The organism is Streptomyces sp. NPDC050416, assembly GCF_044458845.1.
In the GTDB taxonomy this organism is placed as follows: Bacteria; Actinomycetota; Actinomycetes; order Streptomycetales; family Streptomycetaceae; genus Streptomyces.
This window is the reverse complement of record NZ_JBITII010000004.1, coordinates 463,515-481,771: the sequence shown is the minus strand read 5'-3', so window position 1 is coordinate 481,771 and position 18,257 is coordinate 463,515. Positions and strand designations below refer to the sequence as shown.

Genomic DNA, 18,257 nt, shown 5'->3' with positions numbered 1-18,257 from the left:
GTTGGGTCCTCTCCATTCAACCTGTGGCCATCCTGTACCCCTCATTCGTTGACTCTCTGCTGTCACAGTTGAGCTGTCTGTGATGCCGTGATCGCTCGATGAGAGGAGTACGTATGCACGCGCGCGCTGTTGCCGCCTCGACCACCGCGCTCCTGGGGACCGCCGCCCTCCTGTTCCCCGTCTCCCCGGCGCGGGCCGCAGCCGGCGGCGGCTGGCCGCTGGTCGTCGCACACCGGGGAGCCTCCGCGTACGCACCCGAGAACACGCTGGCCGCCGTGGACAAGGCGGCCGAGCTGGGCATCCGCTGGGTGGAGAACGACGTGCAGCGCACCAGGGACGGTGAGCTCGTCGTCCTCCACGACGACAACCTGCGGCGTACCACCGACGTCGAGGAGGTCTATCCCGGCCGGGCTCCCTGGAAGGTGAAGGACTTCACCGCCGCCGAGATCGCCCGTCTCGACGCGGGCAGCTGGTTCGGCCCCGCGTACGCGGACGCGCGCGTGCCGACGCTGGAGCAGTTCGTGAACCGCGTCGAGCGTCATCACCAGAAGCTTCTTCTGGAGATCAAGAACCCGGAGCTGTATCCGGGCATCGAGCGGCAGACGCTCAAGGTCCTGGCCAACGAGGGCTGGCTGGACCGGTCGCACGTGGCGGGACGGCTGGTCGTGCAGAGCTTCAGCGCGGACAGCGTACGCAGGGTGCACGAGCTGAAGCCCGCCGTGAAGACCGGACTGCTGGGCACGCCGCCCGTGGCTGCCCTGCCGCTCTACGCCGGTTTCGCCGACCAGATCAACCCGCCGTACGGCTCGCTCTCCACGGCGTACGTCTCCTCCGTCCAGGCGTTCACCGGGCCGCACGGCAGGCCGCTGCAGGTCCTCACCTGGACGGTCGACGACGCGGCGAGGGCCCGGCGGGCGGCCGGGTACGGGGTCGACGGGATCATCACGAACAAGCCGGACGTGGTGCGGGAGGCCGTGGGCGGGTGAGGCAGGCCGGCCGCCGGTGGCGGTGCGTCCGGCCGGGCGGCGTTGTCAGTGGTGGGTCGTACGGTGGGCGCATGGACAGCCATGGGCAGGTTGAGCAGCGGGTGGTGTGGGGCGTCGTCGACAGCGCCATCGGCCCGCTGCTGCTGGCGGCGACCCGCGAGGGCCTGGTGAACGTCGTGTTCCACGCCACGGACGCGGTGCGGGACCGGGCGGTCGAGCGGCTGGCGTCACGGCTCGGCACCGAGCCCGCCGAGGCGCCGGGCTCCCCGCTGCTGGCCGAGGCGATACGTCAGGTCGAGGCGTACTTCGCGGGTGAGCGCCGCGCCTTCGACCTGCCGCTGGACTGGTCGCTGATCTCCGGCTTCAACCGCGAGGTCCTGCGCGAGCTGGCATCCGGAGTGCCGTACGGCACGGTCGTCGGGTACGGCGATCTGGCCGGGCGGGTCGGCCAGCCGGGCGCCGCCCAGGCCGTGGGCACGGCGATGGGCGCCAACCCGCTGCCGGTGGTGGTGCCCTGCCACCGGGTCGTCGAGAGCGGCGGCGGTATCGGGGGCTTCGGGGGCGGCCTGGAGACCAAGCGGAAGCTGCTGGCCCTCGAAGGGGTGCTGCCCGAGCCGCTGTTCTGAGGCCGCGCGCCCAGGTCAGTCGTAGTGCCGCGCCTCGAAGACGTTGCCGTCCGGGTCGCGGAAGTAGAAGCTGCGCATGGCCTTGCCCCGGGCCCCGAAGGAGTCGTACGAGAGGTCCGACACCGGTACGGAGCGTTCCTCCAGGCGGCTGAGAAGGGCGTCGAAGTCGCCCCGGGGCAGGGACAGACAGACGTGGTTGACGGGGTGCCCCGCGCTGTCGGCGGCGCCGGGCAGCATCGTCATCCGTTCCGCGAAGGTGAGCGGCATGAGGTCGAGGATGGTCTCGTCGTTGACGCGTACGGAGGGGAACGGCACCTTTCCGGCGGCGAACTCGGTGAGCCTGAGCGTTTCCAGGCCGACGGCCTTGTCGTAGAAGTCCGCGGCGGCGAGCGGGTCGCGCACCCAGAGGACGACGTGGTCGAGTCGCGTGTTGTCCGTCATGCACCCCAGGCTCGTGATGTCGCCGACGGCCCGCAAGGGTTTGGCCCGGCGCGCCGCCCGCCAGAGATGAGGGAAGACCGACCGACAGGAGGCAGGCGCGTGGTGCTGGTGGTGTCAGAAGAAGTGCGGGAGGCGATCGACGCGCGTCGGCCCGTGGTGGCCCTGGAGTCCACGATCATCGCCCACGGGCTGCCGCGGCCGCGCAACCTCCAGGTGGCGCTGGAGCTGGAGACGGCGGTGCGGCAGGAGGGCGCGGTGCCCGCGACGATCGCCGTGCTGGACGGGCGGCCCCATGTCGGGCTGGACAAGGAGCAGCTGGAGCGGGTCGCGAACGAGGACGGCATCCGCAAGCTGGGCCACCGCGACCTGCCGCTCGCGGTGTCCTCCGGGGTGAGCGGGGCGACCACGGTGTCGGCGACGGCGCTGCTGGCGTCGCTGGCGGGCGTACGTGTGTTCGCGACGGGCGGGCTCGGCGGCGTGCACCGGGAGTGGACGGTGACGCAGGACGAGTCGGCCGACCTGGGGCTGCTGGCCCGGGCTCGGATCACCGTGGTGTGTGCCGGGGTGAAGTCGATCCTGGATGTACCGGCGACCTTGCAGCGGCTGGAGACGCTGGGGGTCGCGGTGGCCGGTTACGGGACCGACCGGTTCCCCGGCTTCTATCTGTCCGACTCGGGGCATCCGGTGGACTGGACGCTGCGGACGCCGGAGGAGGTGGCGGGCGTCATGCGCGCCCAGGACGCGCTCGCCGGGCCGGAGTCGGCGCTGATCGTCGCCAACCCCGTCCCCGAGGAGGAGCAGCTCGATCCGGAGCTGCACGCGCGCGTGCTCACGGACGCGCTGCAGGCGTGCGAGGAGGAGGGAATCACCGGCCAGGCCGTCACGCCGTTCCTGCTCGACTACCTCGTACGGCACACCGGCGGTGCCTCCCTGAGCGCCAACCTGGCGGCGGTCCGCGGCAACGTACGCCTGGCGGCGCGGATCGCGGCGGCCTGGACGCGGGGATGACCGGGGCCGACCGCGGCGCGGCAGGCGGAGCCGGCCCGGCGCGGACCTCGGCGGCGGGCGGGGCGCTGCTGGTCGTCGGGGACGTCATCACGGACGTCGTCGCGCGGCATGCCGGGCCGCTCGCCGCCGGTACGGACACGGCTGCCTCGATCCGGACGGTGCCGGGCGGGGCGGGTGCCAACGTCGCGTGCTGGGCCGCACATCGGGGCGCGGCGGAGGTGCGGATGCTGGGGCGCGTGGGGGCGGATGCCGCTGCCTGGCACGAGCGTGAGCTGGTGGCCCACGGCGTACGCCCGCGGCTCGTCGTGGACCCGCGGGCGCCGACCGGCACGGTGATCTGCCTGGTGGACGGGGGCGCTTCTGCGGAGCGGACGTTCCTCACCGACAGCGGCGCGTCGTTGCGGCTCGAACCTGCCGACTGGTCGGACGCGCTGCTCGACGGCGTGGCCCGGCTGCACCTGTCGGGCTACCTGTTGTTCTCCGAGCCGAGTCGCGCCCTGGTGACGGTGGCTCTGCGGGCCGCACGCGCGCGTGGCGTGCCGGTGAGTCTTGACCCCGCGTCGGCCGGTTTTCTCGGGGAGCTGGGCGCCGGGCGGTTCCTCGGGCTCGTCGAGGGCGTGGACGTGCTGCTGCCCAGCCGGGACGAGGCGTGCCTGCTGACGGGGGTGACCGATGCGGCCGACGCGGCGGCCGAGCTGAGCCTGCGTGTGCCGCTGGTGGTGGCCAAGCAGGGGCACGAGGGGGCGCTCGTCGCCCGCTCGGGGAAGGTGTGCGCCCGCGTCCCCGCCGTACCGGTGACGCCGCGGGACACCACGGGCGCCGGTGACGCCTTCACCGGCGCGTTCCTCGCCGCCCTGCTCGCGGGCGCCGGCCCCGAGGAGGCGGCGGTAGAGGGCTGCCGGGCGGGTGCGAGTGCGGTGGAACAGGTGGGCGGCCGACCGCCCCTGCCCGGCTGATGCCCGGCGCCCCGCACCACCTCTGACTACTGCTTGCGCCCCCACGCCGAGATCATCGGAGCCGTCGTCAGATCGAGGACGCCGGACGTGACGTTCGCGAGATGCCGGTCGATGTCCTGGTCCGTGGCGAGACCCGCGGTGACGAGCTGGTCGCGGATCTGGCGGATCGTCACGGACTCCAGGGCGGCGCAGGCCGGCGAGGCGACGGGGAAGTAGGCGTCGGCGTGCACCCGGGTCACGCCCGCCTCCCGGAGCAACCGCGGGAGGACGCGGCCGCAGGGGAGTTCGGTGCCGCGGTCGGCGAGCAGTCTGCGGAAGCCGTGCCGCAGCCGGTTCGCGAGCTGCTGCTCGGGGCCGTGCTCGTCGGGGCAGAGCAGCGGCTGAAGGGCGGGATCGGCGTCCTCGACGAGGATGCGCCCGCCGGGGCGCAGCGCCTGGACCATGGACCGCATGGCCCGTCCCCGGTCGGCCACGTGGACGAGGGCCAGACGGGCGTGCACCAGGTCGAAGCCCTCCCCCGGCGGCTCCTCGGCGCCGAGGTCGTGCACGCGCACCTCCACGGGCGGCCGGGCAGCGGGGACGAGCCGTGAGGTGTCGGTGCCGGTCGCGACGACGCGTCCGGTCGGGCCGACCTTCTTCGCCAGCCAGGACACCACGGAGGTGCCGCCCGCTCCGACCTCCCAGCACCGCCAGCCGGATCCGATGCCGAGCGCTTCGAGGTGCCGGAACGTCGTGGGGTCGAAGAGAGCGGCGAAGGCGCTGAAGTGCTCTGCCGCCTCGGTCTGCCGGTTGTCGAGGAGGTAACCGTCGGTTCGTGTCATGCCGCGATCATCCCATTTATCCGACTTGTCCGTGATGGTCGACGCTCCGGTACGGAGAACCGCACGGGGCCGGCACGCGTCGAAGTCTCGGGGACGAGGGCGCACCGAACATCTAGGCGCGAGGGCACCCCGAACGTCGAGGGGTGAGGGCACCCGGAGTCGGTGTCCACAGCCGGGAACAAAGCGGAACGAGCCGTTTCCACAGGCTTACCCGCAGCTCACGTCCGCCTGGCAGACTGACGCGGCAAGGCGCGGGACGGCGCGAGGAGCTCCACGCAAGGAGATGCAGATGTCCATGGCAGGGAATCTGCGCAAGGTCACGAGCCTCGGCGGGGTCGGCGGCCTCCGCAAGGTGGCTCGGCTGGCCCGGCGGCGCCCGCGCGTCGACCTGAGTCACCCGGCCCGCTCCCCGCTGGGCTCCTCGGTGGTGAACTGCGTGACGTACCGGGACGGTGCGCGCACCGACGCGCGCGGCGATCTCGAGGACACCATGGAGTGGGTGCGCAAGAAGGGCGAGGGCTTCGTCTGGCTCGGCCTGCATGAGCCGACCGACCAGGAGTTCGCAGGCATCGCCGAGCTCTTCGACCTGCACCCCCTGGCCGTGGAGGACGCCGTCGAGGCCCACCAGCGCCCCAAGCTGGAGCGCTACGGCGAGACGCTCTTCGCGGTGTTCAAGACGGTCTGCTACGTCGAGCACGAGGAACTCACGGCCACCAGCGAGGTGGTGAACACCGGCGAGATCATGGTCTTCGTCGGCAAGGACTTCGTGATCACGGTGCGGCACGGCCGGCACGGCTCGCTGGGCCCGCTGCGCGAGGAGCTGGAGTCCGACCCCGACCAGCTGGCCAAGGGCCCGTCCGCGGTGCTGCACGCGATCGCGGACCACGTGGTGGACGACTACCTGACCGTCACGGACTCGGTGCACGACGACATCGACCAGGTCGAGGCGGACGTGTTCGCGGAGACCGGCGCGCGGGCCGACCCGGGGCGCATCTACCAGCTCAAGCGTGAACTTCTGGAGCTGAAGCGGGCGGTGGTGCCGCTCAGCCGCCCACTGGAGGATCTCGCCACCCGGCCGATCCGGGCGGTCGACCCGGAGATACAGGCGTACTTCCGCGATGTCTCGGACCACCTGCTGCGGGCGAAGGAGCAGATCGCCTCCTTCGACGAACTGCTCAACTCCATCCTCCAGGCGCACCTCGCGCAGGTCACGGTCGCGCAGAACGAGGACATGCGGAAGATCACGGCGTGGGCCGCGATCGTGGCCGTGCCGACGATGGTCTGCGGGGTGTACGGCATGAACTTCGACAACATGCCGGAGCTGCACTGGCGATACGGCTACCCCATGGTCATCGGCGTCATATCCATCGCATGCCTGGCGCTGTACCGGGGGTTCCGGCGCAGCGGCTGGCTCTGACGAGGGCCGTGACCCGCGGGGTCGTGGCGGAGTGAGGCGCGGTCAGCGCGGGGTGGTCCTGGCATAGACGCTCTCGGCCCAGGAGGCGATCTGGTCGCCTGCCAGATGCCGGGCCAGGCCAGACTCGCTGATCATGCCGACCAGGCGCTTGTCCTGGATGACGGGCAGCCTGCGGATCTGGTGCTGCCGCATCTCGTGGAGCACCTCGCCGACGTCGGCGTCCGCGTCGATCCAGCGAGGCGTGCCCTTGGCCATCTCGCCCGCGGTGACCTCGGCGGGGTCGTGGCCCATGGCGACGCAGCCGACGACGATGTCGCGGTCGGTGAGGATGCCGCAGAGCCGCTCGTTCTCGTCGCTGATGGGCAGGGCGCCGACGTCCAGTTCGCGCATGAGCTGGGCCGCGCGGTCGAGGGTTTCATGGGCGGGGATCCGCTGGGCGCCGCGGTGCATGATGTCTCCGGCGGTGGTCATGGAGTACCTCCCGGTGCCGGACGGCCGGTGCGGCGCGGGAGGCACCGCGAGTCCCGGCGCCCTTCATTCTCGCCGCGTCACCCGGCGCTCACACACGGGACAGAGCCCCGGCAGACAGGGCTGTGACTCAGCCTCCCCACGCCGGGTGGCGCGGATCGTCGGCCCGTACCAGGACGTCGGCCGTGCCCGCCGGGTCGGTCTCCTGCTCGTAGCGCTCGAAGGCCGGCAGGGTCCAGTGCTCGGGCTCGGGCGTGCGGCGGCGCAGGGCGCCCGGGGAGAGCAGGACGTGGACGCTCAGATCGAAGGGGAACCAGTGCCGAAGGAGGAAGGGACCGTGCAGCAACAGCACGCCACCGGACGGGAGTTGGACGTAGGGACTGCGGGTGGCCCGGTCGGCGTCCGGGTCCCACAGATCGGGAAGGACACGGCCGTCACCCCCGGCTTCGAGGGGGCCGAACACCTCCCGCCACAGGGCACTGGTGTCGTACCAGCCGCTGTAGTAGGACTCCACGTCCCGGTGGCCGTACTCCAGTCGCACGGAGGCGGGGCGCAGAAAGCCCTCCGTGCCCACGACGAGCGAGGAGCGGCCGCGTATGCGCAGCGCCTCGGAGACCCGCCGGGCGAGGTCTCCCGGGCGGGCGGCCGGGGCGCCGTCGAAGGCGATGCGCGGCCAGGGACTGCCGTCGGCGGGCTTCAGGTCGAGCAGACGCTCGGCGAGCGTGTCGCCGAGCCGGTCCCAGGTGATCGCTTCGAGTCGCACACGGCCCATGATGCGTCAGGCCGCGGCAGGACATGTCAGACCGGCGAGCGCCACGGACACCGGGAAGGACACGCAGAAGCGGAGGCGCCGAGACCGCCGAGGTCTCCTGCGGCGGACGCGGTGCGCGCCGCCATCGGCGGGAAGGAACCCCCTATGGTCCCGCACGCGACGCTCCCGCCCCGCACCCCCACCGGACTGCTCGTCTTCCAGCCCCTCAAGCGGCGGCACTGCGCCGAGTGCCGGCGAGGGCCGCTGCCGCTGCTCGTCCTGGAGGACGCCGCCCCGCGCTGCCTCGACTGTGCCGACCTCGCACATCTGGTGTTCCTGCCGCGCGGCGACACCGCGCTGACGCGCAGAGCGCGGGAGGAGAGCGCGCTGTCGGCGGTGGTCGTGCGGTTCAACCGGCGCAGGAGCCGCTACGAGCGGCAGGGCGTACTGGTCGAGGAGGCGGCACTCGCCAGGGCCGAGCAGCGGTGTCTGGCGGACGCCGAGGCGCGACGGCGGCGCCGGGTGCGGGACGCGCGGCGGCGGGCGGCCCAGGACGCCCTGTTCGCCGAGGCGTTCGCGGCGGAGATACGGCGGCTGTTCCCCGGCTGTCCGGCCGACCGTGCGCGGGACATCGCCGCGCACGCCTCGGAGCGGGGCAGCGGGCGGGTGGGCCGCAGTGCGGCCGGGCGGGCGCTGACGGAGGGGGCGGTGACCTCGGCGGTCGTGGCGTCCGTACGGCATCTGGACACGCCGTACGACCGGCTGCTGATGAGCGGGGTGCCGCGGCACGAGGCGCGACGGCGGATCGCGGCGGCGGTCGAGACGGTGCTGAGGGGCTGGACCGACGTGCGGCTCGGCTCCACCGGGTGAGCCGTGGAGGTACACCTATGGGCCCGCGCCGCTCGGCCGTGGTCACTGTGCTCGTACGGGATTTCACTTGTGGTGAGGAGGGGTGCCGGGGCAAGATCCCGGCTCGACGGCGGGAGAGGCTGACATGATCGACGGACCGTACTTCGTGCTGACGGTGCTGGGGGTGCTCGGGACCGGCCTGGTGGCCGGGGTGTTCTGCGCCTTCTCGACCTTCGTCATGCGGGGCCTCGCCACGCTGCCGCCCGCGCAGGGGGTGGCCGCGATGAACGCGATCAACGTGGCCGCGGTGACACCGCCCTTCATGGCGGCGTTCCTCGGGTCGGCCGTGCTGTGCGCGGTGATCGCCGTGGTGACGTTCGTGCTGTGGCCGGACGAGGGGACGGGGGAGCTGCTGGTGGGCAGCGCGCTGTACCTGTTCGGCTCGTTCGGGGTCACCGTGGTCGCGAACGTGCCGCGCAACGACGCGCTGCTGAAGCTCGCGCCGGGCACACCGGAGGCGGCCGCGTACTGGCCGGTGTATGTGCGCGAGTGGACGATGTGGAACCACGTCCGCACGGCCGCCTCGGCGAGTGCGGCGGTGGCGTACGTGCTGGCGCTCACCTGAGCGCGCCGACAGACGCGCCGACCGGGCTCGGCCGCGCCCCGTGTCCCGCCCTCCTGCGTGCGTGACCTCCCCTCTGCGGGGGTGCCGCCGCGGACGTATCGTGGCCGGAAGGAGCGCCGGCCGACGACGCACGGATGGTCACACGCGCACGCAAGGAAGACGGCCATGGCCGACCCCAAGGGTTTCATGACCACCCCCCGCCAGGACTGGCCGCGCAGGCCCGTCGACGAGCGGGTCCGGGACTGGGACGAGGTGTACGTCCCCGGGGCGCTGCTGCCGATCATCAGCAAGCAGGCCGGCCGCTGCATGGACTGCGGCATCCCCTTCTGCCACGAGGCCTGCCCGCTGGGCAACCTGATCCCCGAGTGGAACGACCTGGTGTCGAGGGAGGACTGGCGGGCGGCCGCCGACCGGCTGCACGCCACGAACAACTTCCCGGAGTTCACCGGCCGGTTGTGCCCGGCGCCCTGCGAGACGGGGTGTGTGCTGGCGATCAACCAGCCGGCCGTCACCATCAAGAACGTCGAGTGCGCGATCGCCGACCGGGCGTGGGAGGAGGGCTTCACACCGGCGAGGCCGCCGGAGCGGCTGTCCGGCAAGACGGTGGCGGTGATCGGTTCCGGGCCCACCGGGCTGGCGGCGGCCCAGCAGCTGACCCGGGCGGGGCACACGGTCGCCGTGTACGAGCGGGACGACCGGCTCGGCGGGCTGATGCGGTACGGCATCCCCTCGTTCAAGATGGAGAAGCACCATCTGGAGCGGCGGCTGGAGCAGATGCGGGCCGAGGGGACCAAGTTCCGTACGTCGACGGCGGTCGGGCGGGACATCGGGGCCGACGACCTGCGGACCCGCTACGACGCCGTGGTGCTCGCCACGGGGGCGACCGCGTGGCGCGAACTAGACGTATCCGGGCGGGAACTGACAGGCATTCACCAGGCGATGGAGTACCTTCCGCTGGCCAACCGGGTGTGCGAGGGCGATCTGGAGACGTCCCCGCTGTCGGCCGCCGGGAAGCACGTCGTCATCGTCGGCGGCGGTGACACCGGGGCCGACTGTCTGGGCACCGCCGTCCGGGACGGTGCCGCGTCCGTGACGCAGCTGGACATCTACGCGCTGCCGGACACCGAGCGCGACGAGGACAGGGAGCCCTGGCCGACGTACCCGGTGCGGGTCTACCGGCTGTCCGCCGCGCACGAGGAGGCCCGGGACCTGCGGACGGCTCCGGTGGCCGACGCGGACGCGCGGCTGTTCGCGGCGTCCACACTGCGCTTCGACGGTGACGCGGAAGGCCGTGTGCGGTCACTGCACCTGGTCGAGGTGGACGCGCGGCGCCGCCCGGTGGAGGGCACCGGGCGGACGCTCCCCGCCGACCTCGTGCTGCTCGCCCTCGGCTTCTCCGGACCGGACCGCGAGGACGGGCTCGTCGACCAGCTGGGGCTGGACATGGAGCCCCGCGGCACGATCGCGCGCGACGCCGGTTTCGCCACGAACGTGCCCGGCGTGTTCGCCGCCGGAGACGCCGCCCGCGGCCAGTCGCTCATCGTCTGGGCGATCGCCGAGGGGCGGGCCGTGGCGGCGGCGGTCGACCGCCATCTGACGGGCAGTTCGAGGCTCCCGGCACCGATCGGACCGTACGACCGGCCCATGCAGGTCTAGGCGCACGGCCGGTCCGATCCGGGGGGGGCGATCACCGCTCGTCCGTCCCCGCCACCTTCCGCGTCGACAGCGCCACCCGGTTCCAGGTGTTGATCGTGCAGATGAGGGCGAGGACCTGGGCCAGTTCGCGCTCGTCGAACAGCGCGGCGGCCTCCGCGTAGACCTCGTCCGGGACACCCGCGTCGGCGACGAGCGTCATCGCCTCCGTGAGGGCGAGGGCCGCCTGTTCCCGCTCGGTGAAGAAGTGCCGGGCCTCGCGCCACACGGCGACCATGTGCAGCCGGTCCTCGCTCTCGCCGGCCTTGCGCGCGTCGTTGGTGTGCATGTGCAGGCAGTACGCGCAGTGGTTGAGGTGCGAGGCACGGATCTGGATCAGTTCGACGAGGGCCGGGTCGAGGCCCTCGCGGGCGGCGGCGTCGAAGGCGACGAGGGCCCGGAAGGCCTTCGGGGCGGACTTGGCGAACTCCAGCCGGGGCGCCTTCACCTGCGTGCTGTCGATGTTCGGGTGCGTCGTCATGTCCTTCAGCCTACGGGCCGTAAAGACCCGCTGTAGGGTGCACTTTCATGGTGGATTCGTGGGTCAATTCGGCGGAACGGATCGGGTCCGACCTGCATCTGGAGCTGACCGGGCAGGGCGGGCGGCGCGCGGCGCTGATCCGGGCCCTGCGGGATGCCGTACGCAGTGGGCGGCTCGCTCCGGGCACGCGGCTGCCGCCGTACCGCTCGCTCGCGGCGGATCTCGGCGTCGCCCGCAACACGGTGGCCGACGCCTACGCGGAACTCGTCGCGGAGGGCTGGCTCACCGCCCGGCAGGGCTCGGGCACGCGGGTCGCGGAGCGTGCCGGGCTGTTGCGGCCACCGGCCCGCGTGCCCCGAAAGGCACCTCCACGCGCGCGTGGACCGCGGCACGACCTGACGCAGGGCACGCCGGACGCCTCGTCGTTCCCGCGCACCGCGTGGCTGGCCTCCTACCGGAGGGCTCTCCAGCAGGCGCCCAACGAGGTCTTCGGCCCGGGTGATCCGGCCGGCCGGATCGAACTGCGGGAGGCGCTCACGGAGTACCTGGCGCGCGCGCGTGGGGTGCGCACCGAGCCGGGCAGGATCGTGATCTGCTCCGGCTTCGCGCACGCGCTGCGGCTGCTGTTCGGAGGGGGCGTGCTGCGCGGGCCCCTGGCGGTGGAGGCGTACGGGCTCGGATTCCACCGGGAGGTCCTCGCGGCGGCCGGGGTGCGGACCGTGCCGCTCCCCCTCGACGAAGACGGCGCCCGGGTCGACCGGTTGGGGCGCGAGCGGGCCGTGCTGCTCACGCCGGCACACCAGTTCCCGACCGGGGGACCGCTGCACCCCGCGCGCCGGTCCGCCGTGATCGACTGGGCACGCGCGCGTGGCGGGCTGCTCCTGGAGGACGACTACGACGGGGAGTTCCGCTACGACCGCAAGCCGGTCGGCGCGGTCCAGGGCCTCGACCCCGAGCACGTGATCCACATCGGCTCGGTCAGCAAGAGCCTGTCGCCGGCGGTGCGGCTGGGCTGGATGGTGCTCCCGGAGCGGTACGTCGACGCCGTCCTGGCCGCCAAGGGGGACCGGGAGGCGTGGGCGAGCGTCCTCGACCAGCTGAGCCTCGCGGACTTCGTCGTCTCCGGGGCGTACGACCGTCACGTACGGCGGATGCGGCAGCGCTACCGCGGCCGGCGGGACCGGCTCGTCGCGGCGCTCGCCGAGCACGCGCCGCACATCGAGGCCACGGGTATCGCGGCCGGGCTGCACGCGGTGCTGCGGCTGCCGCCCGGCACCGAGGCGTCCACGGTCAAGGCCGCCTCCTGGCAGGGCATCGCCCTGGACGGCCTCGCCGCGTTCCGGCACCCGGACACGGACATGGCGGCGGGCGACGGCCTCGTCGTGGGGTACGCGACGCCCTCCGAGCACGCGTACGGGCCGGCCCTGGAGGCGCTGTGCCGTGCACTGCCGCCGCCGTGACCCGGCCCGTGAAGCGCGTGGGAGTTACGGCTGCGTGCGACCCCGTTGAGCTACGGCTTGCGCGCGACCGCTCCGTACCCCGGAATCACCCCGTCGTCCTGCCCCGGTACGGGCTCGCCCAGTTCGGGGTGCCAGCGGTGGGGCACCTCGACGCCGGGCTCGACGAGGTCGAGGCCGTCGAAGAAGCGGGTGAACTCCTCGCGGGAGCGCAGGGCCAGGGTGACACCGGCGGCGCGGAGCTTCTCCGTGGCCGCCTTCGACTCCTGAGGCGTGAAGTCGGCCGTGGCGTGGGTGATGACGAGGTGGCTGCCGGAGGGTAGTTCGGCGAGCAGCCGGCGGACCAGGTCGTGCGCGCCGTCGTCGTCGGAGACGAAGTGCAGCAGCGCGATGAGCGACAGCGCGACGGGCCGGGTGAAGTCCAGGACCTTCCTCGCGCCCTCCATGATGGCGTCCGGGTCGCGCACATCGGCCTGGAGGTACTCGGTCACCCCCTCGTCCGTGCCGCGCAGCAGGGCCGCCGCGTGGGCCAGCACGATGGGGTCGTTGTCGCAGTAGACGACCCGGGCGTCGGGGGCGATCTCCTGGGCGACCTGGTGGAGGTTCGGCTCGGTCGGGATGCCGGTGCCGATGTCCAGGAACTGCCGTACGCCGTTCGCGGCCAGCCAGCGGGTGGCCCGGTGCATGAACGCCCGGTTGACCCGCGCCATGACCGGCACCCTCGGGTCGAGGGCGAGCATCTGCCGGCCCATCTCCTCGTCGACCGGGTAGTTGTCCTTGCCGCCGAGGTACCAGTCGTACATCCGCGCGGGGTGGGGTCTGGTCGTGTCGATCTGGACGGCCGGTGTGGGGTCCTGCCCGGTCATGAGGCACTCCGTAAGGCACAAAGGGTGGTCAATTCAGCACCACTGTCGGTAAGTCGAGCGTCAGAAAGCCGAACGTCAGAAAGTTCGAACGTCAGAAAAGGCAATCGCGTCAGGACAGCAGGAAGTCCGCCTCCCCCGCCTTCGCCCCTTCGATGAAGGCCGTCATCTCGTCGGTGGTGTAGATCAGCGCCGGACCGTCCGGGTCGGTGGACTGCCGGACGGCGATCCGGCCGTCGGCGAGCTTCATCGCCTCCAGGCAGTTCCCGCCGTTCCCGCCGCTCCACGGCTTGTGCCAGCCTTCGCTGCCCAAGTCGCGCGCGGGCATGCCGTTGTAGACGTGTTTGCGCGGCTTGATGCGATCCATTCACAGCTCCTTGCGGAGATCCCTGAGGATCTCCTTCGTGCGTTGTGCCGTAGCGGCCTGCGCCGCCATGCGGTCCATGACCTCGAGGTGGGTCGCCACCTCGGCGCGCGCGTCGAGGTAGACCGCGCCGGTCAGGTACTCGCTGTAGACCATGTCCGGCAGTTCGGGCATGGCAAATCGGAACAGCACGAACGGCCCGTACGTGCCCGGGTGCGGCCCGGTCGCGAACGGGGCGACCTGCAACGTCACATGGGGCAGTTCCGTGGCCTCGAGCAGCCGGTCGATCTGGGCGCGCATCACCTCCGGGCCGCCGACCGGGCGCCGCAGCACGGTCTCGTCCATCACGACCCACAGCCGGGGCGCGTCCTTGCGGGTGAGAAGTTCCTGGCGCTGCATCCGCAGGGCGACATGGCGCTCGATGTCCTCGGGCCGGGTCTGGCCGATGGCGCCCGAGCGGAGCACCCCGCGCGCGTAGTCCTCGGTCTGCAACAGCCCGGGGACGAAATGGGGCTCGTAACTGCGGATGACGCCGGCCGCGCCCTCCAGGCTCACGTACATCGAGAACCAGCCGGGCAGGATGTCGTGGAAACGCTGCCACCAGCCGGGTTTGTTCGCTTCCTCGGCCAGCAGGACGAAGGCGTCGGCCTCCTCGTCGGAAATTCCGTAGGCCTTCAGGAGGAGTTGGAGATAGGGGATTTTGAGCGCGACCTCGGCCATCTCCATACGGCGGACCGTGGCAGGGGCGACGCGGAGGATCCGGGCGGCTTCCTCGCGCTTCATCCCGGCGCGTTCGCGCAGGTCCAGCAGGCGCCGGCCGAGGACGACCTGGCCCACCGTCGGAGCGGACCGCGGTTCACTCACGCTCCACCTCCACCAAGAGTTCTGACGAGCCGGCCACAGAAGAAGCTGACAGCCCGGCGGCGCCATTCGAAGACGTATCCGAAGAGCCGGTCATCCGAACAGATGTTCCGAACATAACTTCGACAGTCTCAACTGGCGCCGCACGGGGTGCTGTTGCGAGCAGTGTGCCACGGCCTTCCAGACCGTCACACAGCACTCTGCAATTTTCAGAGTGACACTTGCCAAGTGTTCACGGCGGGGCGATAGTGGCAAGCGTGATTCCGTCCGCGCCCTTAGGAACAGACGCCGCCGCAGGCCCTTACGGCCTGGGTGCCAGCCCGGAAGCAAGCCCCGTCGGGGCCGCTGCCGAGCGCCGGTTCCGTTTCGAGCTGGCCGCACACCCGGGGTCTCCCGCACAGGCCAGACGCCTGACGCGGGCCCGGCTGACCGGTTGGTCGGTGTGCGAGGACACGTGCGACAGCGCGGCCCTGGTGGTGTCCGAACTGGTCACCAACGCCATCGTGCACACGGCGAGCACCCACATAGTGTGCGAGCTGCACGACGGCGACGACCTGGTGCGGATAGCCGTGCGTGACGAGGGCTGCGCCCCGGGCCAGCCCCACGCGGCCGGCCGCACCCGGCCCGAGGAGGAGCACGGGAGGGGACTGCTTCTCGTCGACGCCCTCTGCGACGCCTGGGGTGCCCATGAGCGCGGCCCCGGGCTGCTGGTCTGGGCCGAGCTGCCGCGCAAGACCGACACGCCGCAGGCCCCGGCAGCGCCCCGGAACGACCTGGGCTGGGGCGCCCGCCCGAAGCCGGGGTCGTCCGACGACTCGGACGACGGGGACGGAGCACACCGGGCGCGCCGCACGGAGGGCGCTCGGGAAGTACCCGCGCATGAAGTACCCGTGCATGAAGTACCCGCGCAGGAGCGACGCCGAGAGCGGGGACCTGCATGAGCCCCGGGCACGGTGGCCGCGTCTTGAACCTCGACACGCTGGCCCGGCTCCGACGCGAGCTGCGGACGACGGGCCCGGCTCTGCGGCTGCCCGTGCCCGACGGCATGACCGCCCCGCTCGGCTGCGACGCGGTCGCCGTACCCGCCCGTCTCGGCCCGCTGGTCATGCCCCGGCTGCCCCGCACGGGCTGCGTGTACGCCGACGCGACACACTGGTGGTGGCTGGTGCCGTCCGACTCCGACCACGCCCTGGAATGGCCGGCCCCGGCGCACTACGCCCCCGGCGCGGTCGTCCCGGACGTCCCCGAGCTGCCCGAACTGATCCACCGCCCAGACGGCACGCTGCCGTACACCCCGCCGATACCGCTGTATCTGGCCCTGTGCCGGGTGACGGGGACCGCCCCGTCCTGGTCGCGGCCGGTCACCGCGTAGGGCTCGTCACCGCGTAGGGCCCGTCAAGCTCGCCGGACACGGCGCGGTTGAGGCCCGGGCACCGCCGTCCCTGCGACTCCGCGCCGCCTCACGCCTCCCCCGCCCGATTCGTGCGCCCGCGCGCCTCCGGCGCCCCGGGCTGCGCCCTGCCCGGGCGGGCTCCGCCCCCGCCATAGTGACCGTTCGTCCACGAGCGGGGCATGAACAGGGAGGTCGGTCGACGGTGGCGAAGAAGCGGACCGCGCCGGAGGTGTCCGAGTCGGAGCGGCTGCTCTTCGGCGGGCCGCTGCGCTACGACATGGGCTGGAACCAGCACGCCGACGCGTTCCTGGAACTGAACTTCCGCGCCATGATCACCCGGCTGCCGTCCCTGCTGGCGTCCAGCCTGCGGCTCGCCCGGCAGGCCGACCCGGGCGCCGCGCGGATCGTGCTGGCCGCCGAGGCGGGCCGGGGCGTGGCCCAGGCGGTGGCGCTGCTCGCGGTCAACAGCGTGCTGGCCCGGCTGATGAGCGGCGGCGCCATCGAGGAGCGGCTGCGCGGCGCCGTGCCCGCCCTGGTCACCGTGGCCGTCGTGATGCTGCTCGCGGCGCTGCTGCGGGCCGCGAGCACCTACGCCACCGGGCGGCTGGAGCCCAAGGTGGAGCGGGTGGCGACCGAGCAGTACCTGGAGCGGGCCGCGGCCGTCGAACTGGCCGCGATCGAGGACCACGCCTTCCACAAGCTGCTGGACACCGCGCAGTACGGCGCCGCCTCCGCGCGCCGGATGATCTCCTACGGAACGCGCGTGATCAACGCGATGATCTCGCTGGTCGCCGCGGCAGGCGTGCTGACCGTGCTGCATCCGGCGCTGCTGCCACTGCTGGTCACGATGACCCTGCCGAGCGCCTGGAGCGCGCTGACCGTTGCCCGGCGGCGCTACGAGTCCTTCCACGCCTGGGTGCAGCACGCCCGGGCGGGCCGGCTGATCGGCAATCTGCTGATCGAGCCCGAGGCGGCCCCCGAGATCCGGGTGCACGGGGTGGGCGCGTTCCTGCTGCGGCACTTCCGCGCGATGTCCGAGACAGCGGAGGCCGAGCAGGCCCGGCTGGCCCGGCTGGCCGCCCGTACCGGCCTGATCGCGGCGGCGTGGACGGGCCTGGCGACGGTGGCGACGTACGCGACGCTCGGCGGGCTGCTGCTGGCGGGCGCGATGGCCCTGTCGGTGGCGGGTACGGCCGTGATCGCGATCCGGACCGGCTCGCAGAGCCTCGACACGCTCGTGGTGGAGGTCAACGCGCTGCACGAGGAGGCCCTCTTCGTCGGCGACCTGCAACGGCTGTACACCGAGGCGGACCAGTGGGCGATCCCGGCGGGCGGCGCGCCCCTGCCGGAGGATCCGCGCGAGATCCGCTTTGAGAACGTCACGTTCCGTTACCCGGGCGACTCCGCCCGCCCCGCCCTCGACGACGTGTCGCTCACGCTCCCGCTGGGCCGGATCGTGGCGCTGGTCGGCGAGAACGGCTCGGGCAAGACGACCCTGGTCAAGCTGCTCGCCGGGCTCTACACCCCGGAGAAGGGGCGGATCCTGTGGGACGGCGTGGACGCGGCGACCGCCGACCGGCACCGGCTGGCCGAGCGGATCGCGATGGTGGCGCAGGACTTCAAGCGGTGGCCGTTCACGGCCCGGGTGAACGTCGCCCTGGGGCGCACGTCGGTGCCGGTGTGCGAGCAGCGGCTGGCCGCGTCGATCACCGAGGCCGGAGCCGAGACGGTGATCGCGGACCTGCCGCGCGGGCTGGACACCCTGCTCGCCCGCAACTTCAGCGGCGGGCACGAACTGTCGGGCGGCCAGTGGCAGCGGCTGGGCATCGCCCGGGCGGCCTACCGCAGGGGCCGCATCCTGATCGTGGACGAGCCGACGGCGGCCCTGGACGCCCGGGCCGAGCTGGAGGTCTTCGAGCGGATCCGCGCCCTGGCCGACAGCGGCCAGACGGTCGTTCTGATCACGCACCGGCTGGCGTCCGTACGGCACGCGGATCTGGTGCACGTCCTGGACCAGGGCCGAGTCGTGGAGTCCGGGACTCCGGACGAGCTGCTGGCGACCGGCGGTCTCTACGCCGAGCTGTACGCGCTCCAGGCGGAGCAGTTCGCCACGTCACCCACGACGGTGCAGCCGGTTCAGCCAGTGCAGCCGGTCGCGCCGGTCCCGAAGGTGCCGTCACCGAAGGCGGGCTGAGCAC

General features: G+C 72.6%; 20 protein-coding genes. 12 read left to right on the top strand and 8 right to left on the bottom strand.

The features are described from left to right. Positions 1-113 precede the first annotated feature (113 nt). Complete coding sequence (locus tag ACIBL4_RS15485) at positions 114-986, top strand: glycerophosphodiester phosphodiesterase (RefSeq protein ID WP_399410140.1); 873 nt, start codon at positions 114-116, stop codon at positions 984-986. A gap of 71 nt (positions 987-1,057) precedes the next feature. Further along, positions 1,058-1,612 carry a methylated-DNA--[protein]-cysteine S-methyltransferase gene (locus tag ACIBL4_RS15480; RefSeq protein ID WP_399410138.1) on the top strand — a complete coding sequence of 185 codons (555 nt, stop codon included), beginning with the start codon at positions 1,058-1,060 and terminating at the stop codon, positions 1,610-1,612. Between the two features lie 15 nt (positions 1,613-1,627). Here the strand turns inward: ACIBL4_RS15480 and ACIBL4_RS15475 are convergent, their stop codons facing one another. Further along, positions 1,628-2,053 carry a VOC family protein gene (locus tag ACIBL4_RS15475; protein ID WP_399410137.1) on the bottom strand — a complete coding sequence of 142 codons (426 nt, stop codon included), beginning with the start codon at positions 2,051-2,053 and terminating at the stop codon, positions 1,628-1,630. Between the two features lie 102 nt (positions 2,054-2,155). Between ACIBL4_RS15475 and ACIBL4_RS15470 the strand changes: the two genes are divergently transcribed. Further along, positions 2,156-3,061 (top strand): pseudouridine-5'-phosphate glycosidase, encoded by a 906-nt coding sequence (locus ACIBL4_RS15470; RefSeq protein WP_399410592.1) that lies wholly within the window; start codon positions 2,156-2,158, stop codon positions 3,059-3,061. Further along, positions 3,058-4,017 carry a carbohydrate kinase family protein gene (locus ACIBL4_RS15465; protein WP_399410135.1) on the top strand — a complete coding sequence of 320 codons (960 nt, stop codon included), beginning with the start codon at positions 3,058-3,060 and terminating at the stop codon, positions 4,015-4,017. The genes ACIBL4_RS15470 and ACIBL4_RS15465 overlap by 4 nt, the downstream gene beginning before the upstream one ends. A gap of 26 nt (positions 4,018-4,043) precedes the next feature. Here the strand turns inward: ACIBL4_RS15465 and ACIBL4_RS15460 are convergent, their stop codons facing one another. Then, the gene (locus ACIBL4_RS15460; protein ID WP_399410133.1) at positions 4,044-4,838 is read right to left on the bottom strand and encodes a methyltransferase domain-containing protein; all 795 of its coding nucleotides are present in this window, start codon (positions 4,836-4,838) and stop codon (positions 4,044-4,046) included. Between the two features lie 289 nt (positions 4,839-5,127). Between ACIBL4_RS15460 and corA the strand changes: the two genes are divergently transcribed. After that, complete coding sequence (gene corA, locus ACIBL4_RS15455; protein ID WP_399410131.1) at positions 5,128-6,255, top strand: magnesium/cobalt transporter CorA; 1,128 nt, start codon at positions 5,128-5,130, stop codon at positions 6,253-6,255. A 42-nt stretch (positions 6,256-6,297) separates the two neighbouring features. On the opposite strand, the gene ACIBL4_RS15450 is transcribed toward corA, so the two are convergent. Both ACIBL4_RS15450 and ACIBL4_RS15445 read right to left on the bottom strand, forming a co-directional pair. Beyond that, a complete protein-coding gene (locus tag ACIBL4_RS15450; RefSeq protein WP_399410129.1) occupies positions 6,298-6,726 on the bottom strand; it encodes a CBS domain-containing protein in 429 nt (142 codons plus the stop codon). Positions 6,727-6,853: 127 nt separating this feature from the next. Next, the gene (locus ACIBL4_RS15445) at positions 6,854-7,486 is read right to left on the bottom strand and encodes a uridine kinase (RefSeq protein ID WP_399410127.1); all 633 of its coding nucleotides are present in this window, start codon (positions 7,484-7,486) and stop codon (positions 6,854-6,856) included. A gap of 153 nt (positions 7,487-7,639) precedes the next feature. Here ACIBL4_RS15445 and ACIBL4_RS15440 point away from each other — a divergent pair, with 153 nt between their 5' ends. The 3 genes from ACIBL4_RS15440 to ACIBL4_RS15430 all read left to right on the top strand — a co-directional run bounded on the left by ACIBL4_RS15440 (position 7,640) and on the right by ACIBL4_RS15430 (position 10,604). Further along, complete coding sequence (locus ACIBL4_RS15440; RefSeq protein ID WP_399410125.1) at positions 7,640-8,344, top strand: DUF2293 domain-containing protein; 705 nt, start codon at positions 7,640-7,642, stop codon at positions 8,342-8,344. 124 nt (positions 8,345-8,468) lie between these two features. Further along, positions 8,469-8,948 (top strand): DUF1772 domain-containing protein, encoded by a 480-nt coding sequence (locus ACIBL4_RS15435; RefSeq protein ID WP_399410123.1) that lies wholly within the window; start codon positions 8,469-8,471, stop codon positions 8,946-8,948. Between the two features lie 165 nt (positions 8,949-9,113). Next, the gene (locus tag ACIBL4_RS15430) at positions 9,114-10,604 is read left to right on the top strand and encodes a glutamate synthase subunit beta (protein WP_399410121.1); all 1,491 of its coding nucleotides are present in this window, start codon (positions 9,114-9,116) and stop codon (positions 10,602-10,604) included. A 31-nt stretch (positions 10,605-10,635) separates the two neighbouring features. On the opposite strand, the gene ACIBL4_RS15425 is transcribed toward ACIBL4_RS15430, so the two are convergent. Further along, complete coding sequence (locus ACIBL4_RS15425) at positions 10,636-11,121, bottom strand: carboxymuconolactone decarboxylase family protein (protein ID WP_399410119.1); 486 nt, start codon at positions 11,119-11,121, stop codon at positions 10,636-10,638. A 47-nt stretch (positions 11,122-11,168) separates the two neighbouring features. On the opposite strand from ACIBL4_RS15425, the gene ACIBL4_RS15420 reads away from it, so the two are divergent. Continuing rightward, positions 11,169-12,581, top strand: coding sequence for a PLP-dependent aminotransferase family protein (locus ACIBL4_RS15420; RefSeq protein WP_399410117.1), 1,413 nt, complete (start codon positions 11,169-11,171; stop codon positions 12,579-12,581). A 50-nt stretch (positions 12,582-12,631) separates the two neighbouring features. On the opposite strand, the gene ACIBL4_RS15415 is transcribed toward ACIBL4_RS15420, so the two are convergent. From ACIBL4_RS15415 to ACIBL4_RS15405, 3 genes are all read right to left on the bottom strand, one after another. Next, positions 12,632-13,444: an SAM-dependent methyltransferase gene (locus ACIBL4_RS15415; RefSeq protein WP_399410115.1), complete on the bottom strand. Its 813-nt coding sequence runs from the start codon at positions 13,442-13,444 to the stop codon at positions 12,632-12,634. A 109-nt stretch (positions 13,445-13,553) separates the two neighbouring features. Further along, entirely contained in the window at positions 13,554-13,808 is a 255-nt protein-coding gene (locus tag ACIBL4_RS15410) for a DUF397 domain-containing protein (RefSeq protein WP_020277664.1), read from the bottom strand. Next, complete coding sequence (locus ACIBL4_RS15405) at positions 13,809-14,669, bottom strand: helix-turn-helix transcriptional regulator (protein WP_399410113.1); 861 nt, start codon at positions 14,667-14,669, stop codon at positions 13,809-13,811. Between the two features lie 218 nt (positions 14,670-14,887). Between ACIBL4_RS15405 and ACIBL4_RS15400 the strand changes: the two genes are divergently transcribed. From ACIBL4_RS15400 to ACIBL4_RS15390, 3 genes are all read left to right on the top strand, one after another. Beyond that, on the top strand, positions 14,888-15,607 hold the full coding sequence (locus ACIBL4_RS15400) for an ATP-binding protein (RefSeq protein WP_399410111.1): 720 nt from the start codon (positions 14,888-14,890) through the stop codon (positions 15,605-15,607). Next, a complete protein-coding gene (locus ACIBL4_RS15395) occupies positions 15,604-16,038 on the top strand; it encodes a hypothetical protein (protein WP_399410109.1) in 435 nt (144 codons plus the stop codon). Before ACIBL4_RS15400 ends, ACIBL4_RS15395 begins: the two co-directional genes overlap by 4 nt. 223 nt (positions 16,039-16,261) lie before the next feature. Continuing rightward, complete coding sequence (locus ACIBL4_RS15390; RefSeq protein ID WP_399410107.1) at positions 16,262-18,253, top strand: ABC transporter ATP-binding protein; 1,992 nt, start codon at positions 16,262-16,264, stop codon at positions 18,251-18,253. Positions 18,254-18,257 lie beyond the last annotated feature (4 nt).

Excerpts from the sequence above, each read along its gene's own strand:
- ACIBL4_RS15485 (WP_399410140.1), top strand. The coding sequence starts at position 114 with ATGCACGCGCGCGCTGTTGCCGCCTCGACCACCGCGCTCCTGGGGACC.
- ACIBL4_RS15480 (WP_399410138.1), top strand. The coding sequence starts at position 1,058 with ATGGACAGCCATGGGCAGGTTGAGCAGCGGGTGGTGTGGGGCGTCGTC.
- ACIBL4_RS15475 (WP_399410137.1), bottom strand. The coding sequence starts at position 2,053 with ATGACGGACAACACGCGACTCGACCACGTCGTCCTCTGGGTGCGCGAC.
- ACIBL4_RS15465 (WP_399410135.1), top strand. The coding sequence starts at position 3,058 with ATGACCGGGGCCGACCGCGGCGCGGCAGGCGGAGCCGGCCCGGCGCGG.
- ACIBL4_RS15460 (WP_399410133.1), bottom strand. The coding sequence starts at position 4,838 with ATGACACGAACCGACGGTTACCTCCTCGACAACCGGCAGACCGAGGCG.
- corA (WP_399410131.1), top strand. The coding sequence starts at position 5,128 with ATGTCCATGGCAGGGAATCTGCGCAAGGTCACGAGCCTCGGCGGGGTC.
- ACIBL4_RS15450 (WP_399410129.1), bottom strand. The coding sequence starts at position 6,726 with ATGACCACCGCCGGAGACATCATGCACCGCGGCGCCCAGCGGATCCCC.
- ACIBL4_RS15440 (WP_399410125.1), top strand. The coding sequence starts at position 7,640 with ATGGTCCCGCACGCGACGCTCCCGCCCCGCACCCCCACCGGACTGCTC.
- ACIBL4_RS15435 (WP_399410123.1), top strand. The coding sequence starts at position 8,469 with ATGATCGACGGACCGTACTTCGTGCTGACGGTGCTGGGGGTGCTCGGG.
- ACIBL4_RS15430 (WP_399410121.1), top strand. The coding sequence starts at position 9,114 with ATGGCCGACCCCAAGGGTTTCATGACCACCCCCCGCCAGGACTGGCCG.
- ACIBL4_RS15425 (WP_399410119.1), bottom strand. The coding sequence starts at position 11,121 with ATGACGACGCACCCGAACATCGACAGCACGCAGGTGAAGGCGCCCCGG.
- ACIBL4_RS15420 (WP_399410117.1), top strand. The coding sequence starts at position 11,169 with ATGGTGGATTCGTGGGTCAATTCGGCGGAACGGATCGGGTCCGACCTG.
- ACIBL4_RS15415 (WP_399410115.1), bottom strand. The coding sequence starts at position 13,444 with ATGACCGGGCAGGACCCCACACCGGCCGTCCAGATCGACACGACCAGA.
- ACIBL4_RS15410 (WP_020277664.1), bottom strand. The coding sequence starts at position 13,808 with ATGGATCGCATCAAGCCGCGCAAACACGTCTACAACGGCATGCCCGCG.
- ACIBL4_RS15395 (WP_399410109.1), top strand. The coding sequence starts at position 15,604 with ATGAGCCCCGGGCACGGTGGCCGCGTCTTGAACCTCGACACGCTGGCC.